Genomic DNA, 25,597 nt, shown 5'->3' with positions numbered 1-25,597 from the left:
ACGAGAATGAATGCCATGACGCAGCAGCGCGTGGTGGTCGCGGGGTCTTCGGGACTCATCGGGTCGGCGCTCGTGGCATCGCTCAGCGCGGACGGCGCGGAGGTCGTGCGCCTCGTGCGGCGGCCCGCCCGCGCCGCCGACGAGGTCGAATGGCTCACTGACGGCAGACCGCTCGACCCCGGCGTGCTCGACGGGGCCGACGCCGTCGTCGGCCTGAACGGGGCGAGCATCGCGCGGCTGCCCTGGACCAGCGGGTATCGGCGCACGCTGCACCGTTCGCGCATCGAGCCCGCCCGCGTGCTCGCGACCGCGCTCGCGCGGCTCGGTGCCGGCGCGCCGGCATTCCTCTCGGGCTCCGCCGTCGGCATCTACGGAGACCGGCCGGGCGAGCGGCTCGACGAGTCGAGCGCGACGGGCTCCACTTTTCTCGCGGGTCTCTGCCAGGAGTGGGAGGCGGCGGCCCGCGCCGTCGCGCCGCACAGCCGCGTCGTGCTGCTGCGCACGGCCCCGCTGCTGCATCGACGCGGGGTGCTGCGGCCGATGCTGACGCTCACGCGCCTGGGGCTCGCCGGCCCGCTCGGCTCGGGTCGGCAGATCTGGCCGTGGATCTCGCTCGACGACGAGGTGCGCGCCATCCGCCATCTCATCGGCGCCGATATCGACGGAGCCGTGAATCTCTGCGGCCCGGTTCCCGCCACGGCGAACGATATCGGCCGCGGCCTCGCCCGCGCCATGCACCGCCCCTACCTGCTGCCCGCGCCCGCGTGGGCGCTGCGCACCGCCCTCGGCGACGCGGCCGACTCGCTGCTGCTCCCCGATGCCGACGTGCGGCCCCGGGCGCTCATCGACTCGGGCTTCGTCTTCGCACACGAAACATATCAGCAGGCGCTGACGGCGGAGCTCGCCGATTAGTCGGTGCCGGGCGAGGCCCCGGGAGACGCGCCGGTCCCGGGGTCGAGCGCCGTGCTCACCGCGTCCATCACCCGATGGGCGGCCTCGAGCTCGGCATCGTCGAACGCGGCCAGGGCGGTCCGGATGGCCGCGAGGCGCGGCCCGTACAGCCGGAAGAACTCGGCGCGCGCGGCGTCGGTCAGTTCGATCACCCGTGCGCGGCGGTCGTGCGGATGGGGTGCGCGGCGCACATGCCCCGACGTCGTCAGGCGGTCGAGCAGCTTCGTCGTCGACGCCGTCGAGATGCGCAGGTGCCGGGCGATCTCGTTCGGGCTCACGCTGCGGCCCTGCTCCTCGCGGATGATGAGCAGACGCAGCGCAGCGAGGTCGCTCGCGTTCATATCCATGCCGTGCTTGAGACCGCCCGACATGCGGTCGTGCGCGTCGCCGAACGCGCGCACGGAGCGCAGCATCTGCATCACGAGGGCATCTCGCAGCTGCGCACCGCCGCTCGGCGCGCTGCTCGGAGGCACGGATGTCATGCCTCCTATTCTCGCACCGGCCCGCCTCGACCGACCGGCAGGGCTGAGCCCCCAGCGCGGGGCTGGAAGAATGGGGGTGTGAGCGAACGCGACGTCGACCCTGCAGCAGAAGCGGCTCCCCGGCCCGGAGTCGGCCCCTGGCCCGGCGGCCGCGAGGCCTGGCCCGCGGGCGACGACGCCGCGCGCTACGACGCCGAGCTGCTCGAGCACGGCGACACACGCAACGTGATCGACCGCTACCGGTACTGGACGATGGAGGCGATCGTCGCCGACCTCGACGAGACGCGGCATCCGTTCCACGTCGCGATCGAGAACTGGCAGCACGACATGAACATCGGCACCATCGTGCGCAGCGCGAACGCCTTCGCCGCCGACACCGTGCACATCGTCGGCCGCCGCCGCTGGAACAAGCGCGGCGCCATGGTCACCGACCGCTACCAGCACGTCGAGCACCACGAGGATGTCGCGGCGCTCGTCGCCCGCGCCGAAGCCGAGGGCCTGCCGATCATCGCGATCGACAACGTGCCCGGCTGCGTGCCGATGGAGACCTTCGACTGGCCCGAACGCTGCATCATGCTCTTCGGGCAGGAGGGGCCCGGCCTCTCGCCCGAGGCCGTCGCCTCGGCCGAGGCCGTCGTCGAGATCACCCAGTACGGGTCGACCCGCTCGATCAACGCCGCATCGGCGGCCGCAGTCGCCATGTACAGCTGGGTGACGCAGCGCTCGCAGCAGCGGCCGCGGTAGCCTTATCCGCTCTTCTCGGTCGCCGAAGCATCGCCCGAGAGCCAGCGCAGCCACCGGGCGCTCGGGTCGCTCTCGAGCACCAGCGCCCGGGCGAGCAGGGTCAGCGGGATCGAGAGGATCGCACCGAGCGGGCCGATGATGAACGTCCAGAACAGCACCGAGAAGAAGCTCAGCGTCAGGCTCAGATTCACGGCGTCGCTCACGAACTTCGGCTGCACCAGCACCTGCAGCACGACGTTCACGACGCAGTAGATCGCGACGACCGCGAGCATCATCGGCCAGCCGCCGACCACGAGCCCGAGCAGCATCGGCGGCACGAGCCCGAGCACGAAGCCGATGTTCGGCACGAAGTTCGTGACGAAGGCGAGGATCGCCCAGACGATCGGCGCCGGAATGCCGAGCCACCACAGCGCGAGGCCGTCGATGACCGCCACGACGAGCCCGAAGGTCGCGTTCACGACGTAATAGCGGCGCACCCCCTGGTTGAACACCTGGAAGCGCGCCATCGCGGGTGCCGCGGCCGGGCCGAACTCGGTGAGCGCGCGCCCGTAGCGGCTGCCGTCGGCCGCCATGAACAGCACGTACGCGAAGATGAAGAACAGCGTCGTGAGCACTCCGAGAGCGCTCGAGCCGAGCGAGGTGACGAGGCCCACGATGCGACCCGGGGTCAGCATCGAGGTCACGGCGTCCGAGACCTGCGAATCGAGGCCCGCCGATGCGAGCAGGCCGACCGCCTGATCGACCGTCGACCGCAGCTCGCCCGCGTAGTCGAATGCGAGGTCCGTAAACTCGGCCCCCGCGTAGGCGAGCATGAGCGCCATCACGAGCAGCACCGCGTACGACACGACGATGACCGCGGTCGTCGCGAGCCAGCGCGGCCAGCCCCACCGGTCGAGCGGGTACCGCACCGGGTGGCAGATGATGACGATGACCGCCGCCACCGCGAGCGGGCCGACGAGCTCGCGCCCGAACGACATTCCGGCGAGCACCACGACCGCCGCGGCGAGCGTGAGCAGCACCTTGAGGCTCGGCGGCATCGCAGAGGGTACGACGGGGGAGTGCGGGGCGGGGCGGCTCATTGCTTCACTGTATCGGAGGGGGTGCCGGTGCTCTAGAAGAGCCGGTCCGACTCCGCCGCCGGAGGCTCCTCGAGCGCGAGCAGGAAGCGCTTGCGCTCGAGCCCGCCCGCATAGCCAGTGAGCGACCCGTCGGCGCCGAGCACGCGATGGCAGGGGATGATGATGCTCACGGGATTGTGCCCGACCGCCTGGCCGACCCGTTGCGCGAGCCCGCGACTGCCGAGCTGATCGGCGATCGCACCATAGGTGGTGGTCGCGCCGTACGGGATGCCGAGCAGGATCTCCCAGACGCGCTGAGACGATTCATCGCCCACGGGGGCGAGCATGAGGTCGAAGTCGCGCCGATCACCCGAGAGGTACTCGCGCAGCTGCCGCGCTGCCTCCGCGAGCAGCGCGTCGTCGGGGTCCGCGCCGAGGTCGTCGCCGATCGCGTCCTCCGCCGGCGGATAGCTGTGCCCCTCGAAGTAGACGCCCGTGAGCGCGCCGCCGTCGGCGACGAGCAGCAGCTCGCCGAGCCGCGTCGAGAACGTGCCGTGACGGATACCGGTCATGCCCGCCAGTCTATGCGTGCTCGTGCTGTCGCGCCCCTTGCGGGGTTCGATTCCCATCGGCCCGAAATGAGTGAGACCCCCGCCGCTGGCGGAGGTCTCACTCATTAATTTCAGAGGGGCCGACGGGAATCGAACCCGCGTTCTCAGCTTGGGAATCGAGCTATAGACGCTAACCATGAGCGCCGAAACACCGCGGTTTCCCGCGTCATTTCAACGATCTCAGGCTATCACGGTATTCCGCGGAGATACACGAAAATACACCAAAATACGCCCCCTAGTTCCACGTAGTTCCACGCCCGAAATGAGATCGGCGCGACATAAGGGCAGCAGGTGGGGCGTAACGTGCGTTGTCAGGTTCAGCCCTACCCGCTGACGTGAGCCTGTGGGGGGCTCAGCCCCTCATAGGCTTGCTCGCTTCCGGTAGCGTCGGTGCTATGAAAGAGGTACTTGCGGCATTGGCGGCGCTCGTTCCCGTCCTCGCTTCGCTATGGGTCGCGGGGGCGGCATTGGTACGGCATCGCAAAGCTTCAGGTCAACTCGCGAAGTTGGTTGAAATTGAGGAACTGTACCGTGCAGATCTTGAGCGATACACAGAGGACCAAAATAGACCGCCCGGCCGTCGAGTTAGATACATGCGGCCAGACGAGCCGCCCCGTAAGCCAAACCGGAACGCCATGGACCCTGAATGGAAAGCACGGGTAAAGAGGCGACAACGACTCGAAGACGCTGGAATCAGCTACCGTGAGTATCAGATAGAGGCAACTGCTCGCGGACTACTCAGTGAGCCACCACTTTCTAGGCCTCAGATCAGAGATCAATGGATACTTATTTTCGCGGCTCTTGGGGGCGTGGTTCTCTTGGCAGCGAGTCTAGTGACGCCAGTGTGATGACTACCGGGCGCCCGGCATCGCGTTCATCGACCTGAGAGCGGGCGCCCTGCGGCAGAGTGAGCAGATCACAGCAACCCGGGGTGTACAGTAATCAACTAGGCGGGTTTAACCCGCAACTTCGTGCTATCCGAAAGCGCCTCGTAGTACTTCCCCTCGGCCGTATTTTTTTATTCCGGGTTTGGGGAGAGAAAGAAAAGAGCGCGGGACTTCTAGCGGCGGGCGTCTCGGAAAAACCGCCCCCGCCGATCGCGATATCGCAAGTGCGGCACCCTCGGTAGTGGCAGGTTGGGAGATCTTCGGTTCATCCCTACCCCGTTAGGCGTAGGGTGCTCGCAACCCGTCACAAGCGTCACGACGGTCAGGCTTCGGCATGATGATGCGGCTAGATCGGTGACGGTTCGAGCGAGTGAACCCGTCACGCAACCCGTCACCGTGACGGGTTGCCCCGCTATCGAACCGTTCGCACGATAGCGGGGCGTGACGCTTGTGACGGGTTGTGACGTGTCACACCTCGGCGCCGTCCCTGCCGGTGTCGGCCTCCGCGTCGGGCAGGGCGTACCGTTCAATCTCCGCTTCGATCTCGGCGCGCAGATAGTAGCGCTGAGAGTTCGAGCGTTTCGGGCGTATGCCGTACACCTTGAGCAGATCGGAAAGACGGCGGGCAGTGAGGTCGCCGTCTTTCCATCGTGAGGCTTCGATACTGCGAAGGTATTCGAGTAGCGCCGACGATGAGAGCCGCTCCCCGCGCAGCATGCGGAGTACCCCGCGCAGATCGGTGAGCAGTTCGATGCCCTCGGTAACCTCAGCCGCAGCACCCGCACCCTCGGCCACGAGGTACGCGGCAGCGGTGCGGGCAGTCTGCGGCCAGTGTCCACCCGCGAAGTCAGCCACCGTTAGCAGCGGTTCCCACACGTCGGCGGGGCGATCCTCAAGGTTCGTGTCAGGCACGTACTCATGCGCGCGAGCACGCACACCCTCTGCCCACACCCCGGCCCGCTCGCGGAGCGCATGCAGCGCCCCGGCTTGCCGGAGCCGATACCGTTCGACAGAGTCGCCCGGGCGGCGACGGCGAAGCCGGATCACCACGGCACGATCCACGATCGTTTCCGGGAGCGTACCGATAGCAGCGAGCACAGCGGGCGCGAACGTCGAATAACGCTCGCGCTTCTTGGTCACCCAGTTCGCACGAGTGAACGGCGTGCCCGACTGAAACCCGCAGTTCAAGAACCCGCGCAACTCTTCGTTCTGTTCCGCTTTCACCTTGGTACCAAACACGGTGTCAGCCTCATCGAGAATGATCGTCGGCGGGTGCTCTTCATCCTCCATCACGGCCAGGAACAATGATGCAACGGTAGTGTTCGCGGCAACCTCGGGCGTGCTCACCAGCTCGCGGAGAATGTCGAGCGTGCGCGTCTTACCGCTCTGCTTCTCGGCACTTGTGACCACGAGCCGGGGCGCGTATCGAAATGCCCCAGAGAGGTGCGTATACAGCGCATAGAGCGCGAGCGCCACGTAATGATGCTCGGTCTGCTGCACGGTGTACCGCTTGAACTCGGCCCGCATCTCATCGAGCAGCACCGCCCCCGCTGCGGCAGCATCCGCAGCGGGAGGCAGCGCGCTCGGCACCCCGGTCACGAACTACCCCGCATCATGCGGTGCGCCGAGAGCACGGTGCCCCGTGCCTCATGCTCCGACAGCCCGGCATGCACCGCTGCACGTTCGAGCATGTCGAACGTGTCGGGCGGGTATCCCTCGCGGTGCGCGGTGCACGCGGCCCAGTAGAGGCGCGCGTTACGCTGCCCCTCCGCAGCAGCGGCGACATGCTCGGCCAGGTGCCCGGCTCGACGCCGCAACCGCGCCTCAGCGTCGCCGCCCTCGCCTCGCGCCGTCGCAAACCGGGCGGGGGTCGGCTTCGGCTCGGGCAGGCGCACGAGAGTGAGCAACGGGGTAGGGAGCGCTGCCGGGGGTGACATGCTCGCCCAGACATACGGGTGGCCCGTCTCGGGGTGAATCGACGGCGGCAGCACGCAGTATCCCGTCTCGGTTTTCACGTCGATCCCTGCGGGCAGACCTCGGGCGGTGAGCCGTCCTCCCGGGTGCCGGAAATAGAGGTGTCGCCCGCCGTCGCCTCGGCCAGATAACGCGGTCAGCGTATCCGGCAGCGGCCCGCCGTTCGCCTGTTCGAGCAGTGCGAGGGTGCCCCCGTTGCGCGGGTCAAGGTCGAGCACCACGAGGTGCCCGGGCACCCGGGCACCGATATTCCAACTGGCGCCGCCAGCCCACCAACGCGCCACATGTGCCGGGTCGGCGGTCGCGTCTTTCACGCCGTGAGCAGTGCGAGGGATCTTCCCGTTCAAGGGGAGTATCCGCCACCCTTGTTGTGCCAGGGCGAGAGCATCATCAATCGTCGGCATCACGGTCACCTCCCCTTGCGTCGGTAGGCCGCTTGCGCATCGGTGACGATCCACCAAGGGGCGAGCAGATTACGGGCAGCAAGCTCGCCGATCACAGCGCGGATATCGTCATGCCGCAGCGGCACGAGATAGGACAGTTCGAAACCACGGCGGGCGCGACGGTACGTTTCTACGGACGCCGGATATGTCGAATCGGTTTTGTCGGCAGTAGTCGCCCAGATCACGAAGTTCAGCACGTCAGAGCGTCGCTTGAATGGCTCACGTCCATCAGCATCTTCTACTCGGCGGCGCCAGTCGTTCGGGGTCGCGGGCGGCACGGGCACGAACCGTACGCCGCTCGGTTTCTTGCGGGCGCTCATCGGGTCACCTCCGCAGCAATGCCGGTGTGCGGAGAGCCGAGCGGAGGGCGCCCCCACCACGGCGGCGCGAGCTTGCGGCGGCGGAGATACTGCACCGCTTCTTTCACTTCGCCACGAGTCGGCGCGGGCATCGACGGCCAGAGCGCCCGGCATGCCCGCCGAAACTCGGCCAGCCCGTCGCGACTCGTCGGGTGCGCCCCGATGAGGTGCGGCGCACTTCCCGCGCACCGCGCGAGTAGCAGCGGGATTGTGCGCAGCGGCTCACGCGAGTTCGCCGCCTCAAGAGCGCTCAGGTAGGCGTCAGCCTCGGCGGCACTCGTGAGTGTCGGCCCGCGGAACACGGGAGCGGGCCGGGGTGCGGGCGCGCCGGTGATTGTTTCGCGAGCGGGGCCGTTGTAGTCATTGAGGCGCATTATCGTGCCACCTCCGATACGGCAGCGAGCGCCACCGGCGGGGCCACCCATGACGGGATGATGCCGCGGTCGGCAAGCTCTTTCAGTGCAGCGCGTAGACGTTCGCGAGTGAGCGCGGGCGCGCCCGTATCCTCGGCGCTCACGTCGAAATAGGCGCGAGCGCGCACCGTCAGCGGGTTATGCATCACCGTCTGCGGAGTATGCGCGAACGTGTCGGCCACGAGCGCCGCATCATGCCCGAGCGGGCCAGTGGCGTAGATCGTACGCCGTACGTTCGCGGCGTAGTCGGCGCGCTCGCGCTCGGCAGGGGTCGGAGCGATCATCGGGCCACCCCCTCGCGTGCGGGCAGCGTGCACGCATCGAGATACGCGGCGAGGTCATCGGACCAGACGCGCAGGGTACGCCCGAGCCGCACGAGCGGTACGCGCCGCTCATCGAACATTTGCCGCACGCTTCGAGGTGAAAGCCCGGTGAGTTCAGCGGCCTCGCGCACGTCGAGTAGCCGACGGGCGCCGAGATCGGTAGTAGTGGATGAGATGGGAGCCATTGCGGCAACCTTTCAAGAGGTTGCACGCCGCGCCCCGCCAGGGCGGCAGGGTGAGCAGAGGGTACCCCGGTGCTGAGCGGGGCCGCTGAAAGATGACGGTTCAGCGGGGCCGGGTGCGACTAATCACAGCGAGGTGCAACCGGGCACGCGCAGCGTGCCGGGAACCATGCCCGTGTGCGTGTCTCGTTCGAGAGTTAGACGCACACGGTACGCGACGGCGCACCCGGGGCGAGCATCAGCGTACGGGCCGCAGTAAGCGGCGAACCGGAGAGCGCTTCGGGCGGCGGCGGCAGGTAATCACGCAACCTCAGCGCCCCGGCAGCGCGGGAAAGTTCGAGCATCGCGCGCACGAGATAGACCGCAAGAATGAGTGCACGGCGAAGGCCGGGCACCCCGAGCGGGCCAGGCAGGTGCGGGGTGTCTCGGCGTACGGCGAGCGCCAGCAAAATGAGATCCTGAAAACTGAGTGCCGCACGTTCGCGGGAGTCTCGCGCCGCCCGGGCGAGCGCTTTGCGATGATCGTACAGCGCGGCCCGTGCGGTCGCTTCGGCGGCTCGCGCCGCGTGCGCCGCTTCGAGCGCGGCACGGTGTGACTCTGCTGAACGTTCTACCGTGTGCGCTTCATACGCGAGCAGTGCGGCCCGCCGTGCGCGGCGCGCAGCAAGGCGGAGCCGGGCGGGCCGGGCCGCGTCGATCTCCGATAGCGCGGTGCCTCGCGAAGCCCCGGAGCGGGTGCGCGGCGATCGAGCGGCGGGAACAATCGCAGCACCATGAGACGCGGGGGCGTGCACGGTTACCGGTGTACGTTCATGCATGCCAGCGCCCCTTTCAGTGTCTCGGTGTTGGTGGTGTTCGCAGTCTATCCACATGGAATTACAACTGTGCCATTCAGACCAGGCAGTTGCGGCAGGTCAACCCGTCACGGTGACGGATGTTGTGACGGGTGCTCAGGTGCAATCCGTCACCCGTGCGGCCCCGAGATCTCGGGGAGCGTTGGGGTCGCGTGACGCTTGTGACGGGTTGCGGGCACCCTACGCCGCCCGACGCCGATCCGCGAGTGAAACCGGCGGGGCCGGTGTCGGCGTGTCGGGCGGTGTCGGCGGCTCTGCCGGGGGCGCGTAGAGGGCATCGAGCCGGTGAGCAAGTACGGCGTCGGAGCCGTCGGCGGCATGCGCATAGATCGCTGCCGCGCGATTGGTCGAGTGCCCGAGCCGATTCTGCACCTCGCGCATGCTCGCACCCGCCGAATAGGCGAGCGTCGCGCCCGTATGCCGGAGGTCATGAAATCGCAGATCCGGGCGACCCGCCGCCGCGCGCGCTGCACGGTAATAGCGTGAGAGCCGTGCAGAGGTGAGCGGTTCGCCATTTTCGAGCGAGAACACGAGAGCACTTTGCGCGGCGGGAACATACGCGGAGAGGTGCGCGCGCACCTCTTCGAGCACGAATTGCGGGAGGTACACGGTGCGCCGGGAGCTATGCGTTTTCGGCTTCCCGAATCTGACGGGTTCACCGTGCACCACGATCAGGGCGCGCTCAACCCGCACCGTTCCCGCGTCCAGGTCAATATGCCGCCGCGCGAGCGCGAACACTTCCCCGAACCGGAGGCCAGACCACGCGGCCAGAGTCACCGCAGCGGCGAGTCGGGGCGGCATATGCTCCGCAATGGTTGCTACCTCGGCGGGGGTCGCGGTCGGGCGCTCGGGGTGGTGATTGGTGCCCGCCCCGGGGATCTTGCACGGGTTCGACGTAATCAGTTCGTCATGCACCGCCGCATTCATCACGTTGCGCAGCACCCGATACGCATTCACCGCCGTCACCCGGCCCGGGTCGGTGCTCACGTCTTCGATCGCCTCACGAGCCGGGGCGGGCAGCGGAGATCCCGCCGCCTTCCACGCGGCGAGTGCCGCGGGCGGTATCCGGCCCGTCAGCTTCACCGCGTAGCCGTTTTCGAGCGCCCAGGTGCGGGCCGGATGCTGCCGCAGTTGCGCGCGCTCATGGCGCGCCTTGATCCGCTCGCGCGCTTCAATAAGCACCACAGACCACCATGCGCGCACGACGGCGGGCGTGATCTCGGCCAGGGTGAGCCGTCCGAGTTCCACACCTCGCGGCCCGCCGATGCGGGGCAGAATGTAGCCGTCGAGCATCGCCTGATATGCCGCAACCGTGCGGGCCGCGAGATCCGAGCGTGAGGCCAGCCAATCCGTCGCGAAGTCGGTGAGCTTCACCTTCCCGAGATTGGGGTCATGCCAGATGCCGCGCGCACGGTCGGCACGCTCGGAGGCGAGCCAATCGAGCGCATCCTGTTTCGTTGCGAAGGTGCGCGGGGCGGGAAAGGTTGCGCCGTCACGTTTGTAACGTGCGCGCCACCGTCCCGACGGCAGTTGTTCGGTGCTGCCCAGTGCGTCGCGGTGAGTCTTGGGGCGCCGCTTGCTCGCGGTCTTTCGGGTGCTCACTGGATGCCCCCGTGCTCGGCGAGCATGCGCGCACGATCGCGCAGTGTTGCCGCGTGCTGTTCGAACTCATCGGCCAGAGCGGCGAGATCTTGCACCGTGCAGAACGTCGCTTCGCCGGACTCGGCCGAGAGCGTGTAGAACGGTGCAGCAGTGCCCACTTTGAGCAGCATGCCGAGCAGCATGCCGTCAGGGGCGAGCGCATCATCAGTGGCCGCGTGCTCCCACTCATCAGGGTTGAACGATGCATGCGTGGTGCGGTCGCCCGTGCACCACGAGAGCGGGCAGTCTGCTTGCTCGGGGAGTTCCAGCAAGGTCAGGCAGCGGGTGAGCAGTTCCCCGGGTGCGAGTGCGAGCCGGGCGGTGCCGTCTTCCGGGAGTTCGAATAGCTCGGGAATTAGCGGCAGCACGTCGGGTGCCGTGACGAATACCCCCGCGTTCTCCAGAGTGTATTTGAGGTAGTCGGCGGCTTCGGCGGGCGACTGGAATACACTCATCGCGCACCCCCTCGGGCGAGCGTAGAGAGCGCTGCATCGAGCGCATACCGTGCACGGCGAGCCTCGCACCGTGCATCGGTGAGCTTGTCGCGGCCCGCTTCGATGCCCGCGAGGTATGCGGCATGCTCAATACCTTCGCGGCGGGCCGCTCGCTCCAGTGTGCTCGCCAGCGCAAACAGCGCTTCGAGCGCGTCAGGAGCGGCGGGCGTCGGGGTGGTATCGGCAGTGCCGGGCAGCTCGCGCGGCGGGTGAATCGGTGAGGGAACCATTTTGATCCTTTCGTGTGCTCACGCGGTGTTAGTTCCACGTAGTTCCACGGAAAGGTCTGAACTCGTTCCCGATACTGCGATTCAGTTGTGTGAAAAACAGCCTGTGACCAGGTGTTTACTTACAGAGGGGCCGACGGGAATCGAACCCGCGTTCTCAGCTTGGGAAGCTGATGTCTTACCATTAGACGACGGCCCCGGAAGAGGCGATCCTCGACCCGATAACCCTAGCAGAAACCGGGTGGCCGCCCGTTCACGGACGGTCGCGAAGAACCGGCTATTCGGCAGGGGCCTCCTCGGCCGGTGCGCCCTGGCAGACCGCTCCGGCGGTGAGGTTCGCCGCCTGGTCATCGGCCGACCACGAGAGCTCGGGGCCCGAACCCGCGGCCGTCGAGATCGCTGCGAGCTCGAATGCGAGCGAGCGGGCGAAGCTCGCCCCCGCCGACGAATTGTTGAGCGCGACGACCACGGTGTAGCCCGAAGCCGGGTCGTGGTAGGCGGCCGAAATGGTGCCTGTGATGGCTCCGGCACGACCGTAGAGCGGGCCGACCTTCTCCATGCCGAACGACCAGTGCACCCCGTTGTCCTCGGGCTCGTTCGTCGGGTTGCCCTCGCCGTCGCGCTCGGGGTTCACGGTCGGCTGATCGTCGTTCACGAGCTTCTTATCGCCGAAGTCGCCGGCGAGGTAGTGCTCGTAGAAGCTCTTGAGATCGGTGACGGTGGTCACCGTCGCGCCCGCGCCGGCGAGCATGTTCGCCGAGACGTCGGTGAGCTCGGTGACGCCGGCGTCGCACACGGGGGCGCCGGCGGCCGACGGGTAGGTCAGCTCCTGCAGCGCGTCGCCGTTGACCTCGGTCGCGCTGTACGCCGGGTAGTAGCTCGACGGCATGCCCGCCTGGCTGAAGACGCGCTCCGAGAGCAGGCTCGGCAGGCTCTGCGCCGCCTCGACGCTGAGCGCACGGCCGAGCAGCACCGTGTTGGTGTCGGACTGCAGGAAGTCGGTGCCCGGCTTCGACTTCGGCGAGTGCGCGAGGCCCTCGGCGATGAGCTCCTGCTCGGGCCAGGGGCGCGTCGGGTTGTTCACGAAGATGTCGGCGTAGCTCGACTTGTAGTCGGCGAGGCCCGAGCGCATCTCGCAGAGTTGCGCATAGGTGATGTCGCCGATGCCGCTCTGGCGGGGCAGGTGCTTCGTCACCGGATCGTCGAGCTTCACGTCGCCGCGCTCGACTGCATCGAGCAGCAGCGCGCAGACGACGGGCTGCGTGGACTGCGCGCCGCGGAAGCGCGTCTTGCCGTCGATGCCGTCGCCGAAGCCGCGCACGTACTCGCCGTCCTCGCTCCACACGCCGACGACGGCCTCGGTGGATCCGCTCAGCTGCATCGCCGATTCGACCGCCGCATCGATGTTCGCGGAGAGGTCGCCGCTGACGGTGTTCGCGTCGCCCGAGACGGCGAGCGACTGGCCGCCGCTGCAGGCCGTAAGTGCGAGCGCCGCGACGGCGATGGCGCCGATGGCGGCGATTCGAACGTGATGTGCGAGCTTCGGAATCACTGAACCGCCAATCTTCGGGAACAAACGTGCTGAATTCTACGCACAGAACATGGTGATTCTACTGGGTGGGCCTGGAAGTGGTGCCGAGCTTAGGGCTCCCTTACTAGGATGAGTAGCGTGATGAGCTTTGCTGCAGATGTCGTTGCCGGCGTGACCGGGCACATGAACGGTGACCACCCCGAAGACAATCTCCTGATCGCACGTGCTTTCGGTTATCCCGAAGCTACGGCGAGCGAGATGGTCGGGGTGACCGATGAAGCCGGCATCTGGCGCGTGCAGGGTCCCGCGGGCGAGCGCGAGGTCACTGCCGCATGGCCGGGAGGCTCGATCTCCGAGCGTCCCGAGATCCGTCGCGAGGTCGTCGCGCTCTACCAGGAGGCCTGCGGCCGACTGGGCGTCGCTCCGCGCGAGGAGCACGGTGCAGCACCGGCGGCGCACCCCCACGGCGCGCAGGGCGGCCACCACCACGGTGGGGCCGACGAGGCGGAACCGGCGCACGACGGCGTCAAGCCGTTCTCGCTCGTGCTGCGCGAGGGCTCGTGGTCCGATCACTCGGACAGCGAGGGAGCGACCTTCATGGAAGACATCATGCGGGGCAAGGGATCGCTGCAGGACTACATCGACCTCGTCGCGCAGCACTACTTCATGTACGCGGCGCTTGAAGAGGCTGCCGAGAAACTCGCCGCCGATCCGGCGTTCGCCGGTTTCCACAACGAGGCGCTCGTGCGCCTGCCGGCGCTCGAGGCCGACCTCGCCCACCTCATCGGCGAGGACTGGCGCGAGCGCATCTCGCCCGTGCCCGCGACCGAGGCCTACGCGGCACGCATGCGCGAGGTCGGCGAAGAGGGATGGGTCGCGGGGCTCGTCGCGCACCACTACACCCGCTACCTCGGCGATCTCTCGGGCGGCCAGATGATCGCCAAGCGCGTCTCGCGCCAGCACGCGCTCGAACGCGCGGGCATCGAGTTCTACGACTTCTCGGGTCTCGGCTCGCTCACCGATTTCAAGAACGGCTACCGGGGGCAGCTCGATCGTCTCGGCGAGCAGCTGAGCGCCGAGGAGCAGGCGCGGATGCTCGACGAGGTGCGCGTCGCCTACGGCTTCAACACGGCGGTCTTCATCGACCTCGGCAAGGCGAAGGCGGCGGGCGCGAACGCGTAGCGCCCGGCGGGCGCGACCGGTGCCCGCGCGCTACGCCGGCGTCGTCGCGCTGCGCTCCCGGATGAAGCGCACGACATTGGGGTCGACGATGACGTCGCGCGGCTGCAGCGGCCGCTTCAGGTAGAGGCCTTCGAGGGATCGCACCCGGCTCAGCGCGACATACGTCTGCCCCGCCGAGAACGCCCGCGGTCCGAGGTCGATCGCGGCCGCATCGTAGGTGTGGCCCTGCGACTTGTGGATGGTGACCGCCCAGGCGAGCCGGAGCGGGAACTGCTCGAACTCGGCCACGACCTCCTTCTCGAGCTTCTTCGTCTCGGGGTCGTAGCGGTAGCGGAAGCGCTCCCACGTCGTGGGTTCGACCTCGAACTCCTCGGCGTCGGGCCCGATGCCGACCTCGACCCACACGGTGCCCGAGATGCGCGAGACGGTGCCGATGGTGCCGTTCACCCAGCGCCCGTCGGGGTCGTTGCGCAGGAACATGACCTGCGCGCCCGGCTTCAGCTCGAGCACCTCGTCGGCGGGGTAGGTGTTCTCGCGGAACTCGCCGTTGATCTCGGCGACGGCCCTGAGCGAGGCGCCGCCGATCTCGGCGAGGCGTTCGGAGTTGATGCGGTTGACGGTCGCGTTCGTCGTAGCGAGGGTGATGACGTCGCGGGGAGCGGGGCGTGCGCCGGCGCCGTTGAGGTCGGCCGCCTGATCCTCGGTGACGACCCCGAAGCGCACGGCTCCGAGGATCTGCTTGAACCGGTCGTCGCTCTGCCGATGCACCTCGACCAGCTCGATGACCGACATCGGCACGCTCTGCCAGACCTTCGCGTCGAAGAACCAGAGGGAGCGGTAAGTGTCGGCGAAGTAGGCGCGCTCCTCGGGGTCGCGCGGAGGCACCGGCGGCAGCTGGAAGGGATCGCCGAACATGATGATCTGCGCACCGCCGAACGGGTCGTGCTTCTTGCCGCGGGCCTGGCGCATGGACCGATCGATCGCGTCCATGAGGTCGGCCGACACCATCGAGATCTCGTCGATGACGAGCGTGTCGATCGAGGCGAGCATCTTCTTCAGCTCGGCCGGCTGGTCGAGGTCGTGGTCGGCGATGATGCCGGTGGGCAGGCGCAGCAGCGAGTGGATGGTCTGGCCGCCGACGTTGAGGGCGGCCACGCCGGTCGGGGCGCACACGGCGATGATCTTGGAGGTGTTCCAGGCGAGGTGGTTCAGAATGGTCGACTTGCCGGTGCCCGCGCGGCCCGTGACGAAGAGGTGCTCGCGGGTGTGCTCGATGCGCTCGTAGACGGCGAGCTGTTCGGCGGAGAGTTCTGGGCGTGCCACCAGCCCAGGCTACCGCGAGCTCGGGCGCCCGTTCGGCGACGCAGCGAGCGCGGGGCGATCCCTGGAGACGGGACCGGCTGCTTAGACCCCGGCGGCGCGCCTCGCGGCCTCGGCCTCCTTGTACTTCCTGCTCGGCAGCAGCAGGAAGAGCAGCAGACCGATGACGAGCACGAGCGCGATGCCGAGGATGCCGTAGTGGGTGGCGCCGAACCAGCCGATGAAGAGCGCCCAGGCGAGCGGCGACAGGAAGCTCATCACGCGCCCGGTGGTGGCGTAGAGGCCGAAGATCTGCCCTTGCATGCCGGGCGGTGTGACGCGGGTGAGCAGGGATCGGCTCGCCGCCTGCGCGGGGCCGACTGCGGCGGAGAGCACGATGCCGCCGATCCAGAAGATGATCTTGCCCTCTTCGCGGAAGAGGAAGACGAAGAGCGCGCTCAGGATGAGGATGACGAGGGAGGAGATGATGACGGCGCGGGCGCCGTAGCGGTCGTCGAGCCGGCCCGCGAAGATCGTCGCGACGCCGGCGACGAGATTGAGGGCGATGCCGAAGATCATGACCTCGTTCGAGGTGAAGCCGAAGGAGACGGCGGCGAGGATGGCGCCGAAGGCGAAGATGCCGGCGAGGCCGTCGCGGTAGATGGCGCTCGAGATGAGGAACCAGAAGGTGCCGCGGTGCGTGCGGAACAGCTCGACGACGTCTTTCACGAGCACGACGTAGCCCCGGAAGAACCCGACCTGCGGCCGCTCGTCGCGCGCCGGCGACTCGGGCACGTTGAAGAAGAACGGCAGCGCGAACGCGATCGTCCACACCGCGGCCCCGGCGCCGATGATGCGATAGGCGAGTCCGTTCGAGACGTCGAGCCCGAACCAGTCGAGCTGCGTCACCACGACCACGATGACCAGGGCGAAGATGCCGCCGAGGTAGCCGAGGCCCCACCCGAGGCCGCTGATACGGCCGACGGTCTTCTCGGTCGAGACCTCGACGAGCATGGCGTTGTAGTTCACGCCGGCGATCTCGCTGATGACCGAGCCGACCGCGACGATCGCGGCGCCGAACCAGAAGTAGACGGGGTCGGCCTGCACGAAGAACAGCAGGAACTGCACGAGGGCGAGCACCGCGGTCGCGCCGACGACCCAGCGCTTCTTGTTGCCGCGGGCGTCGGCGCGCTGGCCGAGTACGGGAGCGAGCAGCAGTACGAGCATGCCGGCGGCGAAGGTGACCCAGCCGTAGTCGGCCGACAGCTTCGCGAGCCCGCCGCAGTAGGCGGTGGCGGCGTCGGCGGTGCGCGAGCACAGCAGCTCGCCGTTCGCGTTCTCGGCGGCGACCTCGGGGGCGAGGAAGGAGTCGGAGACGAGGTACAGCGATACCCACACGAAGGTGAGGATGACGGTGTTGAAAGGCTGCGTCGCCCAATCCCAGAACGCCCACGAGACCACCTGCTTGCGGGTGGCGGGCGTCGCCGGTGCATGCGGCGCGTTCGGGGTTTCGGCGTTCGGGCGGGTGTCGCTCATGGGGTCAGCGTAGCCGAGGCGGGTGTCGTGCGGGTGTCGGTGCGACGCCCGGGGGCGGCTACGCGTGCAGATGGCCCTCGGAGGCGCCCGGGCCCGCGCCGTGGCTCTCGGGCTCGAGCTGCAGCGTCACGTGGGAGGTGTCGAAGTGCTCGTCGAGGCAGGTGCGCAGCTCGTCGAGCACGGCGTGGTAGCCGCGCTCGTTCCACGCGGCGTCGGCGACGGTGACGTGGGCCGAGAACGCGGGCACGCCGGAGGTGATGGTCCAGGCGTGGATGTCGTGCACCTCGACCACGCCGGGCACCGCCAGCATGTGGCTCCGCGCGAGGTCGACGTCGACGTTCTTCGGAGAGGCCTCGAGCAGCACGTTCACGACGTCGCGCAGCAGGCTGATGGCGCGCGGGAAGATGAGCACCGCGATGAGGAGCGACGCGACCTGATCGACCCAGTTCCAGCCGGTGAAGAGGATGATGACGCCCGCGATGATGACGGCGACCGAGCCGAGCAGATCGCCGAGCACCTCGAGGTAGGCGCCGCGCACGTTGAGGCTCTCCTTCTGGCCCGACTGCAGGATGAGCAGGGAGACCAGATTCGCGAGCGCGCCGATGACGGCGGCGACGAGCATGGGCCCCGAATGCACTTCGACCTCGGCGCCGAAGCGGCCGATGGCCTGCACGAAGATGACGACCGCGATGACGCCGAGCACGATGCCGTTCGCGAGCGCGGCGAGCACTTCGACGCGCAGGTAGCCGTAGGTGCGCTTCGAGGTCGCGGGCAGTGCCGCGATGAGGCTCGCGATGAGGGCGATCGCGACGCCGGTCGCATCGGTGAGCATGTGGCCGGCATCGGCGAGCAGCGACAGCGAGTTCGAGATGATCGCGCCGACGACCTGCACCGAGACGACCGAGAGCGTGATCACGAGCACCGCGATGAGGCGCTTCCGGTGCTTGCCGGTCGCGGTGGTCGCGCCCTGCAGGCCGTGGTCGTGCGAGTGCCCGTGGCCACCGCCCTCCGCGCCCGCCGTGCCGCCCGGGCGGGGCGGGTGCGAGTCGCTGAAACGGGCCTCGCACTCGTCGCCCATACCGTTCGAACCGTTCATGCCGCCGACCATATCAATCCTCTCCGTGCGGGCTGTCGCTGCGCGCGCCCATCACGCCGCCGTGCTCCGGAAGCCGCGCAGCCGCAGCGAGTTGCCGACGACGAAGACGCTCGAGAACGCCATCGCGGCCCCCGCGATCATCGGGTTCAGCAGCCCGAGGGCTGCGAGCGGGATGGCCGCCACGTTGTACGCGAACGCCCAGAACAGGTTGCCCTTGATCGTGCCGAGCGTGCGGCGCGAGAGCCGGATCGCATCGGCCGCGCTGCGCAGGTCGCCGCGCACGAGCGTCAGGTCGGCGGCCTCGATGGCCGCGTCGGTGCCGGTGCCCATGGCGAGCCCGAGGTCGGCCTGCGCGAGCGCCGGCGCATCGTTCACGCCGTCGCCGACCATCGCGACGACGTGGCCCTCGGCCTGCAGTCGCTGGATCGCCTCGACCTTGTCGCCGGGCAGCACTTCGGCCTCGACGCGCGCGATGCCGACCTCGCGGGCGACCTGCTCCGCGACGGATCGGTTGTCGCCGGTGAGCAGCACGGACTCGAGGCCGAGCGCCGCGAACTGCGCGATCGCCTCGGCGCTCGTCGGTTTCACGGTGTCGGCGACCGCCACGACGCCGCGCGCTTCGCCGCCCCACGCGACGAGCGCGACGGTCTTGGCCTCGCTTTCGAAGCGGGCGTGCTCGCTCCGCAGCTCGGCGGGGATCGGCACCGACCAGGCTTCGAGCAGCGCGGGGCGCCCGACGAGCGCGACGTGATCGGCCGCGGAGCCGCCGTCGCCGACGGCGACGAGCCCGGAGACGCCGCGGCCGGCGGTGTTCGCGAAGTTCGACACCGTCGGCAGTTCTGCGGCCGCGATACCGAGCTCGGCGAGCGCGCCGCGGGCGATGGCCTGCGCGATCGGGTGCTCCGAGGCGTGCTCGAGCGCCGCGACGGTGCGCAGGAACTCGGCGCGGTCGACGCCCGAAGCGGGTACGGCGTCGGTGAGCGTCATGCGACCGCTCGTCACGGTGCCCGTCTTGTCGAGCACGATGGTGTCGACCCGGCGGGTCGATTCGAGCACTTCGGGCCCCTTGATGAGCACGCCGAGCTGGGCGCCGCGGCCGGTGCCCACGAGCAGCGCGGTCGGGGTCGCGAGACCGAGTGCGCACGGGCACGCGATGATGAGCACGGCGACCGTGGCGGTGAAGGCGTCGGCGGCCGAGTAGCCGAGCGCGAGCCAGACGACGAGGGTGACGACGGCGATGCCGATGACGATGGGCACGAAGACGCCCGAGATGCGGTCGGCGAGGCGCTGCACGTCGGCCTTGCCCGACTGCGCGTCCTCGACCATCTGCGCCATCTGCGCGAGCTGGGTGTCGGCGCCGACGCGGGTCGCGCGCACGATGAGGCGGCCGCTCGTCGAGACGGTGCCGCCCGCGACGGCGTCGCCCGGGCCGGCTTCGACGGGCACCGATTCGCCGGTGAGCATGGAGGCGTCGACGGCGCTGTGGCCGTTCTCGATGACGCCGTCGGTCGCGATCTTCTCGCCGGGGCGCACGACGAACTCGTCGCCGACTCGCAGGTCGTCGACGGGAACGGTCTGCTCATGGCCGTCCCGCAGCACGACGACCTCTTTCGCGCCGAGCTCGAGCAGGGCCCGCAGGGCGGCCCCCGCCTGGCGCTTCGACTTCTTCTCGAAGTAGCGGCCCGCCAGCACGAACATGGTGACGCCCGCGGCGGCCTCGAGGTAGATGTTGCCCGCGCCGTCGCTGTGCTGCAGCGTGAAGTCGAAGCCGTGGGTCATGCCGGGCATGCCGGCGGTGCCGAGGAAGAGCGCGTACAGCGACCACAGGAAGGCGGCACCGGTGCCCACCGAGATGAGGGTGTCCATGGTGACGGCGCCGTGGCGGATGTTCACCCAGGCGGCCCGGTGGAACGGCCAGCCGGCCCACACCACGACGGGTGCGGCGAGCGCGAGCGACGCCCACTGCCAGTACTCGAACTGCAGGGCAGGGATCATGGCCAGTGCGATGACCGGCGCCGACAGCCAGATCGAGCCGATGAGGCGCTGCCGCAGGGAGGTGAGCTCCGGGTCGGCGGCAGCACCGCCGGGGGTGCTCGGCGATCCCTGGCGAGCATCATCGGCTGCGGGGGCGGGCGGCTCGGGGAGCTTCGCGGTGTACCCGGTCTGTTCGACGACCTCGATGAGGCGGGCCGGGTCGAGGTCGACAGGGATCTCGACGCGCGCCTTCTCGGTCGCGTAGTTGACCGAGGCGGTGACGCCGTCGAGCCGGCCGAGCTTCTTCTCGATGCGGTTCGCGCACGAGGCGCAGGTCATGCCGCCGATGTCGAGGTCGAGGCGGGTGGTGGCGGTCATCTGCGCGTCGCCTCGTAGCCGGCCTCGTCGACCGCGGCGATGACGGCGGCATCGTCGACGGCGCCGTCGCTCGTGACCGCGAGCCGGCCGGTGGCGGAGCTGACCTCGATGCCGGTGACCCCGGCGACCTGCTCGACCTCCTGGCGGATCGCGTTCTCGCAGTGGCCGCAGCTCATCCCGGTGACGGCGTATTCGGTGGTGGTCATGATGCTCCCTCTGATCGATTCTCCGAAACACTATACCCCCATGGGGTATCTGATCGGAGGAACGCTCGCTCCTTCGAGAGTATTCCGCCGAATCGGAAGTCGCTCGGGAATCTCCGGGCTCAGAGGGTGCCGCTGAGGCGGTCGTGGAAGTCGGTCGACCGTTCGTCGAGGCCCGTGAAGCGCACCTCAGTGCCGTGGTCGGCGTACTTCTGCCGCACGCCGTCGAGCGCCGCGACGGTCGAGGCGTCCCAGATCTGAGCCGCCGAGAGGTCGACGGTGACGGGGCCCGCGTCTTCGGCGTACGAGAACTGCTCGACGAGGTCGTTGCTGCTGCCGAAGAAGAGCGGGCCCCGCACGACGTAGCCGATGCCTCCGTCGCTCTCGACCCGACGGGACACGGCGACCACGTGCGCGACCCGGCGGGCGAACAGCACGATCGCGAGCACCACCCCGGCGCCCACACCGATCGCGAGGTTGCCCGTGGCGACGACGATCGCGACGGTGGCGACCATCACCAGCGTCTCCGAGAGCGGCATGCGCCGCAGCGTCGATGGGCTCACGCTGCGCCAGTTCACGGTCGACACGGCGACCACCATCATCACTGCGGCGAGGGCGACCATCGGGATGCGCTCCATGACGTCGCTGAGCACCGTCACGAGGGCGAGCAGGAAGACGCCGACGACGAACGTCGAGATGCGCGTGCGCGCCTGCCCGAGCTTCACGTTCACCACCGTCTGGCCGATCATCGCGCAGCCGGCGATGCCGCCCCAGAACCCGGCGAGGATGTTCGCGACGCCGAGCGCCCACGACTCGCGGTTCTTCTGCGACTTCGTGTCGGTGAGGTCGTCGACGAGCTTCGCGGTGAGCAGCGTCTCCATGAGCCCGACGAAGGCGATGCTGAGCGCCGTCGGCCAGATGATCGCGAGCGTGTCGAGACTCAGCGGCACCTCGAGCTCCGTGAACCCGGGCAGGCCGCCGCCCACGGCTCCCTGGTCGCCGACCGTGGGCACCGACAGGCGCGCGATCAGCGCGATCGCAGTCACCACGACGATCGCGACGAGCGGCGCCGGCACGGCGGTGGTGAGACGCGGCAGCCCGATCGTGATGAGCAGGGTGAGTGCGAAGAGCGGGTAGACGAGCCACGGGACGCCGATCACGTGCGGCACCTGCGCGGCGAAGATGAGGATGCCGAGCGCGTTGACGAAGCCGAGCATGACCGAGCGGGGGATGAAGCGCATGAGGCGGGCGAGGCCCAGCACGCCGAAGAGGATCTGCACGATACCGGCGAGGATCACCGTCGGGAGGAGGTATTCGACCCCGTGCTCGTGCACGAGCGGGGCGACGACGAGGGCGACGGCGCCGGCCGCCGCCGTGATCATGGCCGGGCGGCCGCCGAGGATCGTCATCGAGACCGCGAGCACGACCGACGCGATCAGGCTGACCTTCGGGTCGACGCCCGCGATCACGGAGAACGAGATCACCTCGGGGATGAGCGCGAGCGTCGTGACGATGCCCGCGAGCACCTCGGTCGTGAAGAGGCGCGGGTTGCGCAGGGCCTGGGCGGTGGTCTGGGCTGCAGTCACCGCTCCACCCTATGCGACGGCCCGACCCAGTACGCTCGAGGTATGAACGCACAGCCCGGGCCCGCCCGGCCGCCCATCGGCTTCGTCATGCTGCACACGTCACCGCTCGACGTGCCCGGCACGAAGGATGCGGGCGGCATGAACGTCGTCGTGCGCGCGCAGGCCGAAGCCATCGCCGCGCAGGGGCGCGAGGTGCGCATCTTCACCCGCCGCAGCGACGACGACCTGCCCGACCGGGTCGAGCTCGGCCCGCGCCTCGTCGTCGTGCACCTCACCGCCGGCCCGACGCGCCTGCTCGCCAAGGGAGACCACGAACTCGTCATGGAGGAGTTCGGTGCTGCGCTCGCCGCAGAGCTCGAGCGCGAACCGGTCGAACTGCTGCACGCCGAGCACTGGTTCTCGGGCATCGCTGCGCTGCCCGTCGCCCGGGCCGCGGGCGTGCCGCTCGTGCAGAGCTACCACTCCATCGCCGCCGAGCCGACGTCGCCCCTCGCCGACGGCGAACGGCCCGAGTCGCCCGGCCGCCTCGAGGGGGAGCGCAGGCTCGCGCACGAGTCCGACCTCGTCATCGCCGTGAGCGAGGCGGAGCGGCAGACCACGCTCGAGCGCCTCGGCGGCGACCCCTCCCGGGTCACCGTCGTGCCGCTCGGCGTCGACACCGAGCTCTTCCACCCCTGCGACTCCGCGGAGTGCGCCGAACAGCGCGACTGGCTCGCCCGCGGCGGCAGGCCCGAGGTGCTCGTCGTCGGCCGGCTGCACCCGCTGAAGGGGTTCGACCTCGCGATCGAGGCGGTCGCGTCGATCCCTGTCGAAATGCGGCCCGTGCTGCGCATCGTCGGCGCCTCCCCGCCCGATGACGACGGCTACGTGCGCGGGCTGCACGAGGCGGTGCTCGCACACGGCATGGCCGCGACGACCTCGTTCGACGGGGCGCTGCGACGCCGCGAGCTCGCCGAACGCATCCGCAGCGCCGCCGTCGTGCTCGTGCCCTCCCACTCCGAGACGTTCGGGCTCGTGGCGCTCGAGGCCGCGTCGTCGGGGGTGCCCGTGGTGGCGCGCGATGCCGGCGGCCTGCGCGAGGCCGTCGTCGACGGCGAGACCGGCATGCTGGTCTCGGGCGACGACCCGGTGCCCTGGGCCGCGGCGATCATGCGCGTGCTCGATGACCCGGTGCGCGCCGACGAGATGCGCGACGCCGCCCGCCGTCACGCGCTCACCCGCAGCTGGGGGGCCTCGGCGACCCGGCTGCTCGGGGCCTACGACGAGGTGCTCGGGCGGTAGCGGCTACCGGGCGACGAGCGTCGTCTCGAACGAGTAGAGGTCGGGGCGGTAGCAGTGGCTGCCGACCTCGATGACGTTGCCCGACTGGTCGAACGCCGTGCGATCCATGGTGAGCAGCGGGCTGCCCTTCGGCACGTCGAGCAGCTCGCTCTCATCGCCGTGGGCGCGCCTCGCCCCGATGGTCTGGTTCGCGATCTTGAGGCTGGTGCCGCGGCTGCGCATGATCTCGTAGAGCCCGTGCTTCTCGAGGTCCTCTGCCGTGATGTCGCCGAACTCGGGCGGCAGCGTGTTCGAGAGGATCGACATGGCGACGCCGTCGACGCTGCGCAGGCGGCGGATGCGGGTCACCTCCGTGCCCGCCGGTACCCGCAGCTGCTCGGCGCAGGCGGCGTCGGCCGCGATCTTCTCGAGCGAGAGCACGCGGGTGTCCGGCTGATGGCCGGTGCGCTTGAGGTCTTCGTAGAGGCTGGTGAGCTCGACCGGGCGGCTGACGCGCGCCTGCACGACCTGGGTGCCGATCCCTCGCCGTCTCACCAGCAGCCCCTTGTCGACGAGCTCCTGGATCGCGCGGCGCACGGTGGGGCGCGAGAGGCCGAGGCGCTCGGTGATGGCGATCTCGTTGACGAGGCGGGTGCCGGCGGGGAGGATGCCGTCGCGGATGGCGCGCTCGAGGCGGCTCGCGATCTGGAAGTAGAGGGGAACGGGGCCGGTGCGGTCGAGATCTGCGAACAGCTCGTCGGGCCAGACGGGCGTGGCGGCGGGGGTCATGCACTCTCCTTTGAGACGAATGCGAGACGGGGCCTGCGCATTTGATAAGACAAGATTACCTTCCTCGGGGAACTTTTCCGTCACCCGACACCCCTTCGTGCTATTGTTAGGACAAATGCACCGGCGCACTCGGCGCCGGGCCGTGTCATGGCGAGAGGCAAGTGAATGTCAGAGCAGCGACGTCCTGATGATGTGCTGGCAGTGGGACGACTCGGAGTCGACATCTACCCGCACCAGATGGGCCACCTCGAAGATGTATCGACCTTCGGCAAGTTCCTCGGCGGCAGCGCCGCGAACGTGTCGGTCGCCGCGGCGAAGTACGGCAACGCATCGGCCCTGATCTCGCGCGTCGGCGACGATCCCTTCGGCCGCTACCTGCTGCGCGAGCTCGACCGCCTCGGCGTCGACAACCGCTTCGTGCAGACCGACCCGCAGTACCCGACGCCCGTCACCTTCTGCGAGATCTTCCCGCCCGACGACTTCCCGCTCTACTTCTACCGCGAGCCGAAGGCGCCCGATCTGCAGATCGAGAGCACCGACCTCGACCTCGACGCCGTGCGCGACGCCCGCATCTTCTGGTTCACGCTCACCGGCCTGAGCGAGGAGCCGAGCCGCAGCACCCACCACACCGCGCTCGAAGCGCGCGGACGGAAGCAGCACACCATCTTCGACCTCGACTACCGGCCCATGTTCTGGGAGCAGCCGGAAGAGGCCACCGCGCAGGCCGCCTTCGGGCTCGAGCACTCGACCGTCGCCGTCGGCAACCGTGAGGAGTGCGAAGTCGCCGTCGGCGAGGTCGTGCCCGACCGCGCGGCCGACGCGCTGCTCGAGCGCGGCATCGAGCTCGCGATCGTGAAGCAGGGCCCCAAGGGCGTGCTCGCGAAGACCCGCGACGAGCGCGTCGAGGTCGCCCCGCACTTCGTCGACGTCGTCAACGGCCTCGGCTCGGGCGACGCGTTCGGCGGCGCCCTCTGCCACGGCCTGCTGCAGGGCTGGGACCTCGAGCGCATCTTCCGCTTCGCCAACGTTGCCGGCGCCCTCGTCGCCACACGCCTCGAATGCTCGACGGCGATGCCCACGGCCGACGAGGTCGAATCCATCCTCGCGAAGGGAGCCTGAT

Annotated in this window: 25 protein-coding genes and 1 tRNA gene; 5 read left to right on the top strand and 21 right to left on the bottom strand. The window is 69.0% G+C overall.

Features of this window, described 5'->3' with window-relative positions; genetic code table 11:
- The first annotated feature begins 15 nt into the window (after nt 1–15).
- Nucleotides 16–912, top strand: coding sequence for a TIGR01777 family oxidoreductase (locus tag NHL51_RS04360; RefSeq protein WP_434141947.1), 897 nt, complete (start codon nt 16–18; stop codon nt 910–912).
- On the opposite strand, the gene NHL51_RS04355 is transcribed toward NHL51_RS04360, so the two are convergent.
- Nucleotides 909–1,433, bottom strand: a complete 525-nt coding sequence (locus NHL51_RS04355; RefSeq protein WP_434141946.1) for a MarR family winged helix-turn-helix transcriptional regulator — start codon at nt 1,431–1,433, stop codon at nt 909–911. The two genes, NHL51_RS04360 and NHL51_RS04355, sit on opposite strands and share 4 nt — an antisense overlap.
- A 78-nt stretch (nt 1,434–1,511) precedes the next feature.
- Here NHL51_RS04355 and NHL51_RS04350 point away from each other — a divergent pair, with 78 nt between their 5' ends.
- Entirely contained in the window at nt 1,512–2,177 is a 666-nt protein-coding gene (locus NHL51_RS04350; RefSeq protein WP_434141945.1) for a TrmH family RNA methyltransferase, read from the top strand.
- Between the two features lie 2 nt (nt 2,178–2,179).
- Here NHL51_RS04350 and NHL51_RS04345 read toward each other — a convergent pair whose 3' ends face one another.
- From NHL51_RS04345 to NHL51_RS04285, 13 genes are all read right to left on the bottom strand, one after another.
- The gene (locus NHL51_RS04345; protein WP_434141943.1) at nt 2,180–3,256 is read right to left on the bottom strand and encodes an AI-2E family transporter; all 1,077 of its coding nucleotides are present in this window, start codon (nt 3,254–3,256) and stop codon (nt 2,180–2,182) included.
- Nucleotides 3,257–3,288: 32 nt separating this feature from the next.
- Nucleotides 3,289–3,807 (bottom strand): methylated-DNA--[protein]-cysteine S-methyltransferase, encoded by a 519-nt coding sequence (locus tag NHL51_RS04340; protein WP_434141942.1) that lies wholly within the window; start codon nt 3,805–3,807, stop codon nt 3,289–3,291.
- 1,394 nt (nt 3,808–5,201) lie between these two features.
- The gene (locus NHL51_RS04335; protein WP_434141941.1) at nt 5,202–6,332 is read right to left on the bottom strand and encodes a DUF3631 domain-containing protein; all 1,131 of its coding nucleotides are present in this window, start codon (nt 6,330–6,332) and stop codon (nt 5,202–5,204) included.
- On the bottom strand, nt 6,329–7,111 hold the full coding sequence (locus NHL51_RS04330; protein ID WP_434141940.1) for a bifunctional DNA primase/polymerase: 783 nt from the start codon (nt 7,109–7,111) through the stop codon (nt 6,329–6,331). Before NHL51_RS04330 ends, NHL51_RS04335 begins: the two co-directional genes overlap by 4 nt.
- Nucleotides 7,112–7,116: 5 nt before the next feature.
- Entirely contained in the window at nt 7,117–7,470 is a 354-nt protein-coding gene (locus NHL51_RS04325; protein WP_434141939.1) for a hypothetical protein, read from the bottom strand.
- A 412-nt stretch (nt 7,471–7,882) separates the two neighbouring features.
- Complete coding sequence (locus tag NHL51_RS04320) at nt 7,883–8,206, bottom strand: hypothetical protein (protein ID WP_434141938.1); 324 nt, start codon at nt 8,204–8,206, stop codon at nt 7,883–7,885.
- Complete coding sequence (locus NHL51_RS04315) at nt 8,203–8,430, bottom strand: helix-turn-helix domain-containing protein (protein WP_434141937.1); 228 nt, start codon at nt 8,428–8,430, stop codon at nt 8,203–8,205. The genes NHL51_RS04320 and NHL51_RS04315 overlap by 4 nt, the downstream gene beginning before the upstream one ends.
- A 194-nt stretch (nt 8,431–8,624) precedes the next feature.
- Nucleotides 8,625–9,245, bottom strand: a complete 621-nt coding sequence (locus NHL51_RS04310; protein WP_434141936.1) for a hypothetical protein — start codon at nt 9,243–9,245, stop codon at nt 8,625–8,627.
- A gap of 216 nt (nt 9,246–9,461) precedes the next feature.
- Nucleotides 9,462–10,883, bottom strand: coding sequence for a tyrosine-type recombinase/integrase (locus NHL51_RS04305; protein ID WP_434141935.1), 1,422 nt, complete (start codon nt 10,881–10,883; stop codon nt 9,462–9,464).
- Entirely contained in the window at nt 10,880–11,377 is a 498-nt protein-coding gene (locus NHL51_RS04300; protein ID WP_434141934.1) for a hypothetical protein, read from the bottom strand. Before NHL51_RS04300 ends, NHL51_RS04305 begins: the two co-directional genes overlap by 4 nt.
- On the bottom strand, nt 11,374–11,646 hold the full coding sequence (locus NHL51_RS04295; RefSeq protein ID WP_434141933.1) for a hypothetical protein: 273 nt from the start codon (nt 11,644–11,646) through the stop codon (nt 11,374–11,376). Before NHL51_RS04295 ends, NHL51_RS04300 begins: the two co-directional genes overlap by 4 nt.
- Nucleotides 11,647–11,771: 125 nt before the next feature.
- Nucleotides 11,772–11,842, bottom strand: a tRNA-Gly gene (locus NHL51_RS04290).
- A gap of 78 nt (nt 11,843–11,920) precedes the next feature.
- Nucleotides 11,921–13,219 carry a serine hydrolase domain-containing protein gene (locus NHL51_RS04285; protein WP_434141932.1) on the bottom strand — a complete coding sequence of 433 codons (1,299 nt, stop codon included), beginning with the start codon at nt 13,217–13,219 and terminating at the stop codon, nt 11,921–11,923.
- A 96-nt stretch (nt 13,220–13,315) separates the two neighbouring features.
- Between NHL51_RS04285 and NHL51_RS04280 the strand changes: the two genes are divergently transcribed.
- Nucleotides 13,316–14,356 carry a biliverdin-producing heme oxygenase gene (locus tag NHL51_RS04280; RefSeq protein ID WP_434141931.1) on the top strand — a complete coding sequence of 347 codons (1,041 nt, stop codon included), beginning with the start codon at nt 13,316–13,318 and terminating at the stop codon, nt 14,354–14,356.
- Between the two features lie 30 nt (nt 14,357–14,386).
- On the opposite strand, the gene NHL51_RS04275 is transcribed toward NHL51_RS04280, so the two are convergent.
- The 6 genes from NHL51_RS04275 to NHL51_RS04250 form a co-directional block, all read right to left on the bottom strand.
- The gene (locus NHL51_RS04275; RefSeq protein ID WP_434141930.1) at nt 14,387–15,679 is read right to left on the bottom strand and encodes an ATP-dependent DNA helicase; all 1,293 of its coding nucleotides are present in this window, start codon (nt 15,677–15,679) and stop codon (nt 14,387–14,389) included.
- Nucleotides 15,680–15,760: 81 nt separating this feature from the next.
- Nucleotides 15,761–17,191, bottom strand: coding sequence for an MFS transporter (locus NHL51_RS04270; protein ID WP_434141929.1), 1,431 nt, complete (start codon nt 17,189–17,191; stop codon nt 15,761–15,763).
- Between the two features lie 58 nt (nt 17,192–17,249).
- Complete coding sequence (locus NHL51_RS04265; protein ID WP_434141928.1) at nt 17,250–18,287, bottom strand: cation diffusion facilitator family transporter; 1,038 nt, start codon at nt 18,285–18,287, stop codon at nt 17,250–17,252.
- A 51-nt stretch (nt 18,288–18,338) separates the two neighbouring features.
- Nucleotides 18,339–20,639 (bottom strand): heavy metal translocating P-type ATPase, encoded by a 2,301-nt coding sequence (locus tag NHL51_RS04260; RefSeq protein ID WP_434141927.1) that lies wholly within the window; start codon nt 20,637–20,639, stop codon nt 18,339–18,341.
- Nucleotides 20,636–20,845, bottom strand: a complete 210-nt coding sequence (locus NHL51_RS04255; RefSeq protein ID WP_434141926.1) for a heavy-metal-associated domain-containing protein — start codon at nt 20,843–20,845, stop codon at nt 20,636–20,638. The genes NHL51_RS04260 and NHL51_RS04255 overlap by 4 nt, the downstream gene beginning before the upstream one ends.
- A gap of 119 nt (nt 20,846–20,964) precedes the next feature.
- Nucleotides 20,965–22,428, bottom strand: a complete 1,464-nt coding sequence (locus NHL51_RS04250) for a SulP family inorganic anion transporter (RefSeq protein ID WP_434141925.1) — start codon at nt 22,426–22,428, stop codon at nt 20,965–20,967.
- 42 nt (nt 22,429–22,470) lie between these two features.
- Between NHL51_RS04250 and NHL51_RS04245 the strand changes: the two genes are divergently transcribed.
- Nucleotides 22,471–23,709: a glycosyltransferase gene (locus NHL51_RS04245; protein ID WP_434141924.1), complete on the top strand. Its 1,239-nt coding sequence runs from the start codon at nt 22,471–22,473 to the stop codon at nt 23,707–23,709.
- 3 nt (nt 23,710–23,712) lie between these two features.
- On the opposite strand, the gene NHL51_RS04240 is transcribed toward NHL51_RS04245, so the two are convergent.
- Nucleotides 23,713–24,477, bottom strand: a complete 765-nt coding sequence (locus NHL51_RS04240) for a GntR family transcriptional regulator (protein WP_434141923.1) — start codon at nt 24,475–24,477, stop codon at nt 23,713–23,715.
- 165 nt (nt 24,478–24,642) lie between these two features.
- Between NHL51_RS04240 and iolC the strand changes: the two genes are divergently transcribed.
- A complete protein-coding gene (gene iolC, locus NHL51_RS04235; protein ID WP_434141922.1) occupies nt 24,643–25,596 on the top strand; it encodes a 5-dehydro-2-deoxygluconokinase in 954 nt (317 codons plus the stop codon).
- Nucleotide 25,597 lies beyond the last annotated feature (1 nt).

Origin of the sequence: Leucobacter sp. gxy201 (genome assembly GCF_051043335.1) — a bacterium.
In the GTDB taxonomy this organism is placed as follows: Bacteria; Actinomycetota; Actinomycetes; order Actinomycetales; family Microbacteriaceae; genus Leucobacter.
Note: the sequence above shows the minus strand (reverse complement) of the source record. Positions and strands in the feature narration are given on the sequence as shown.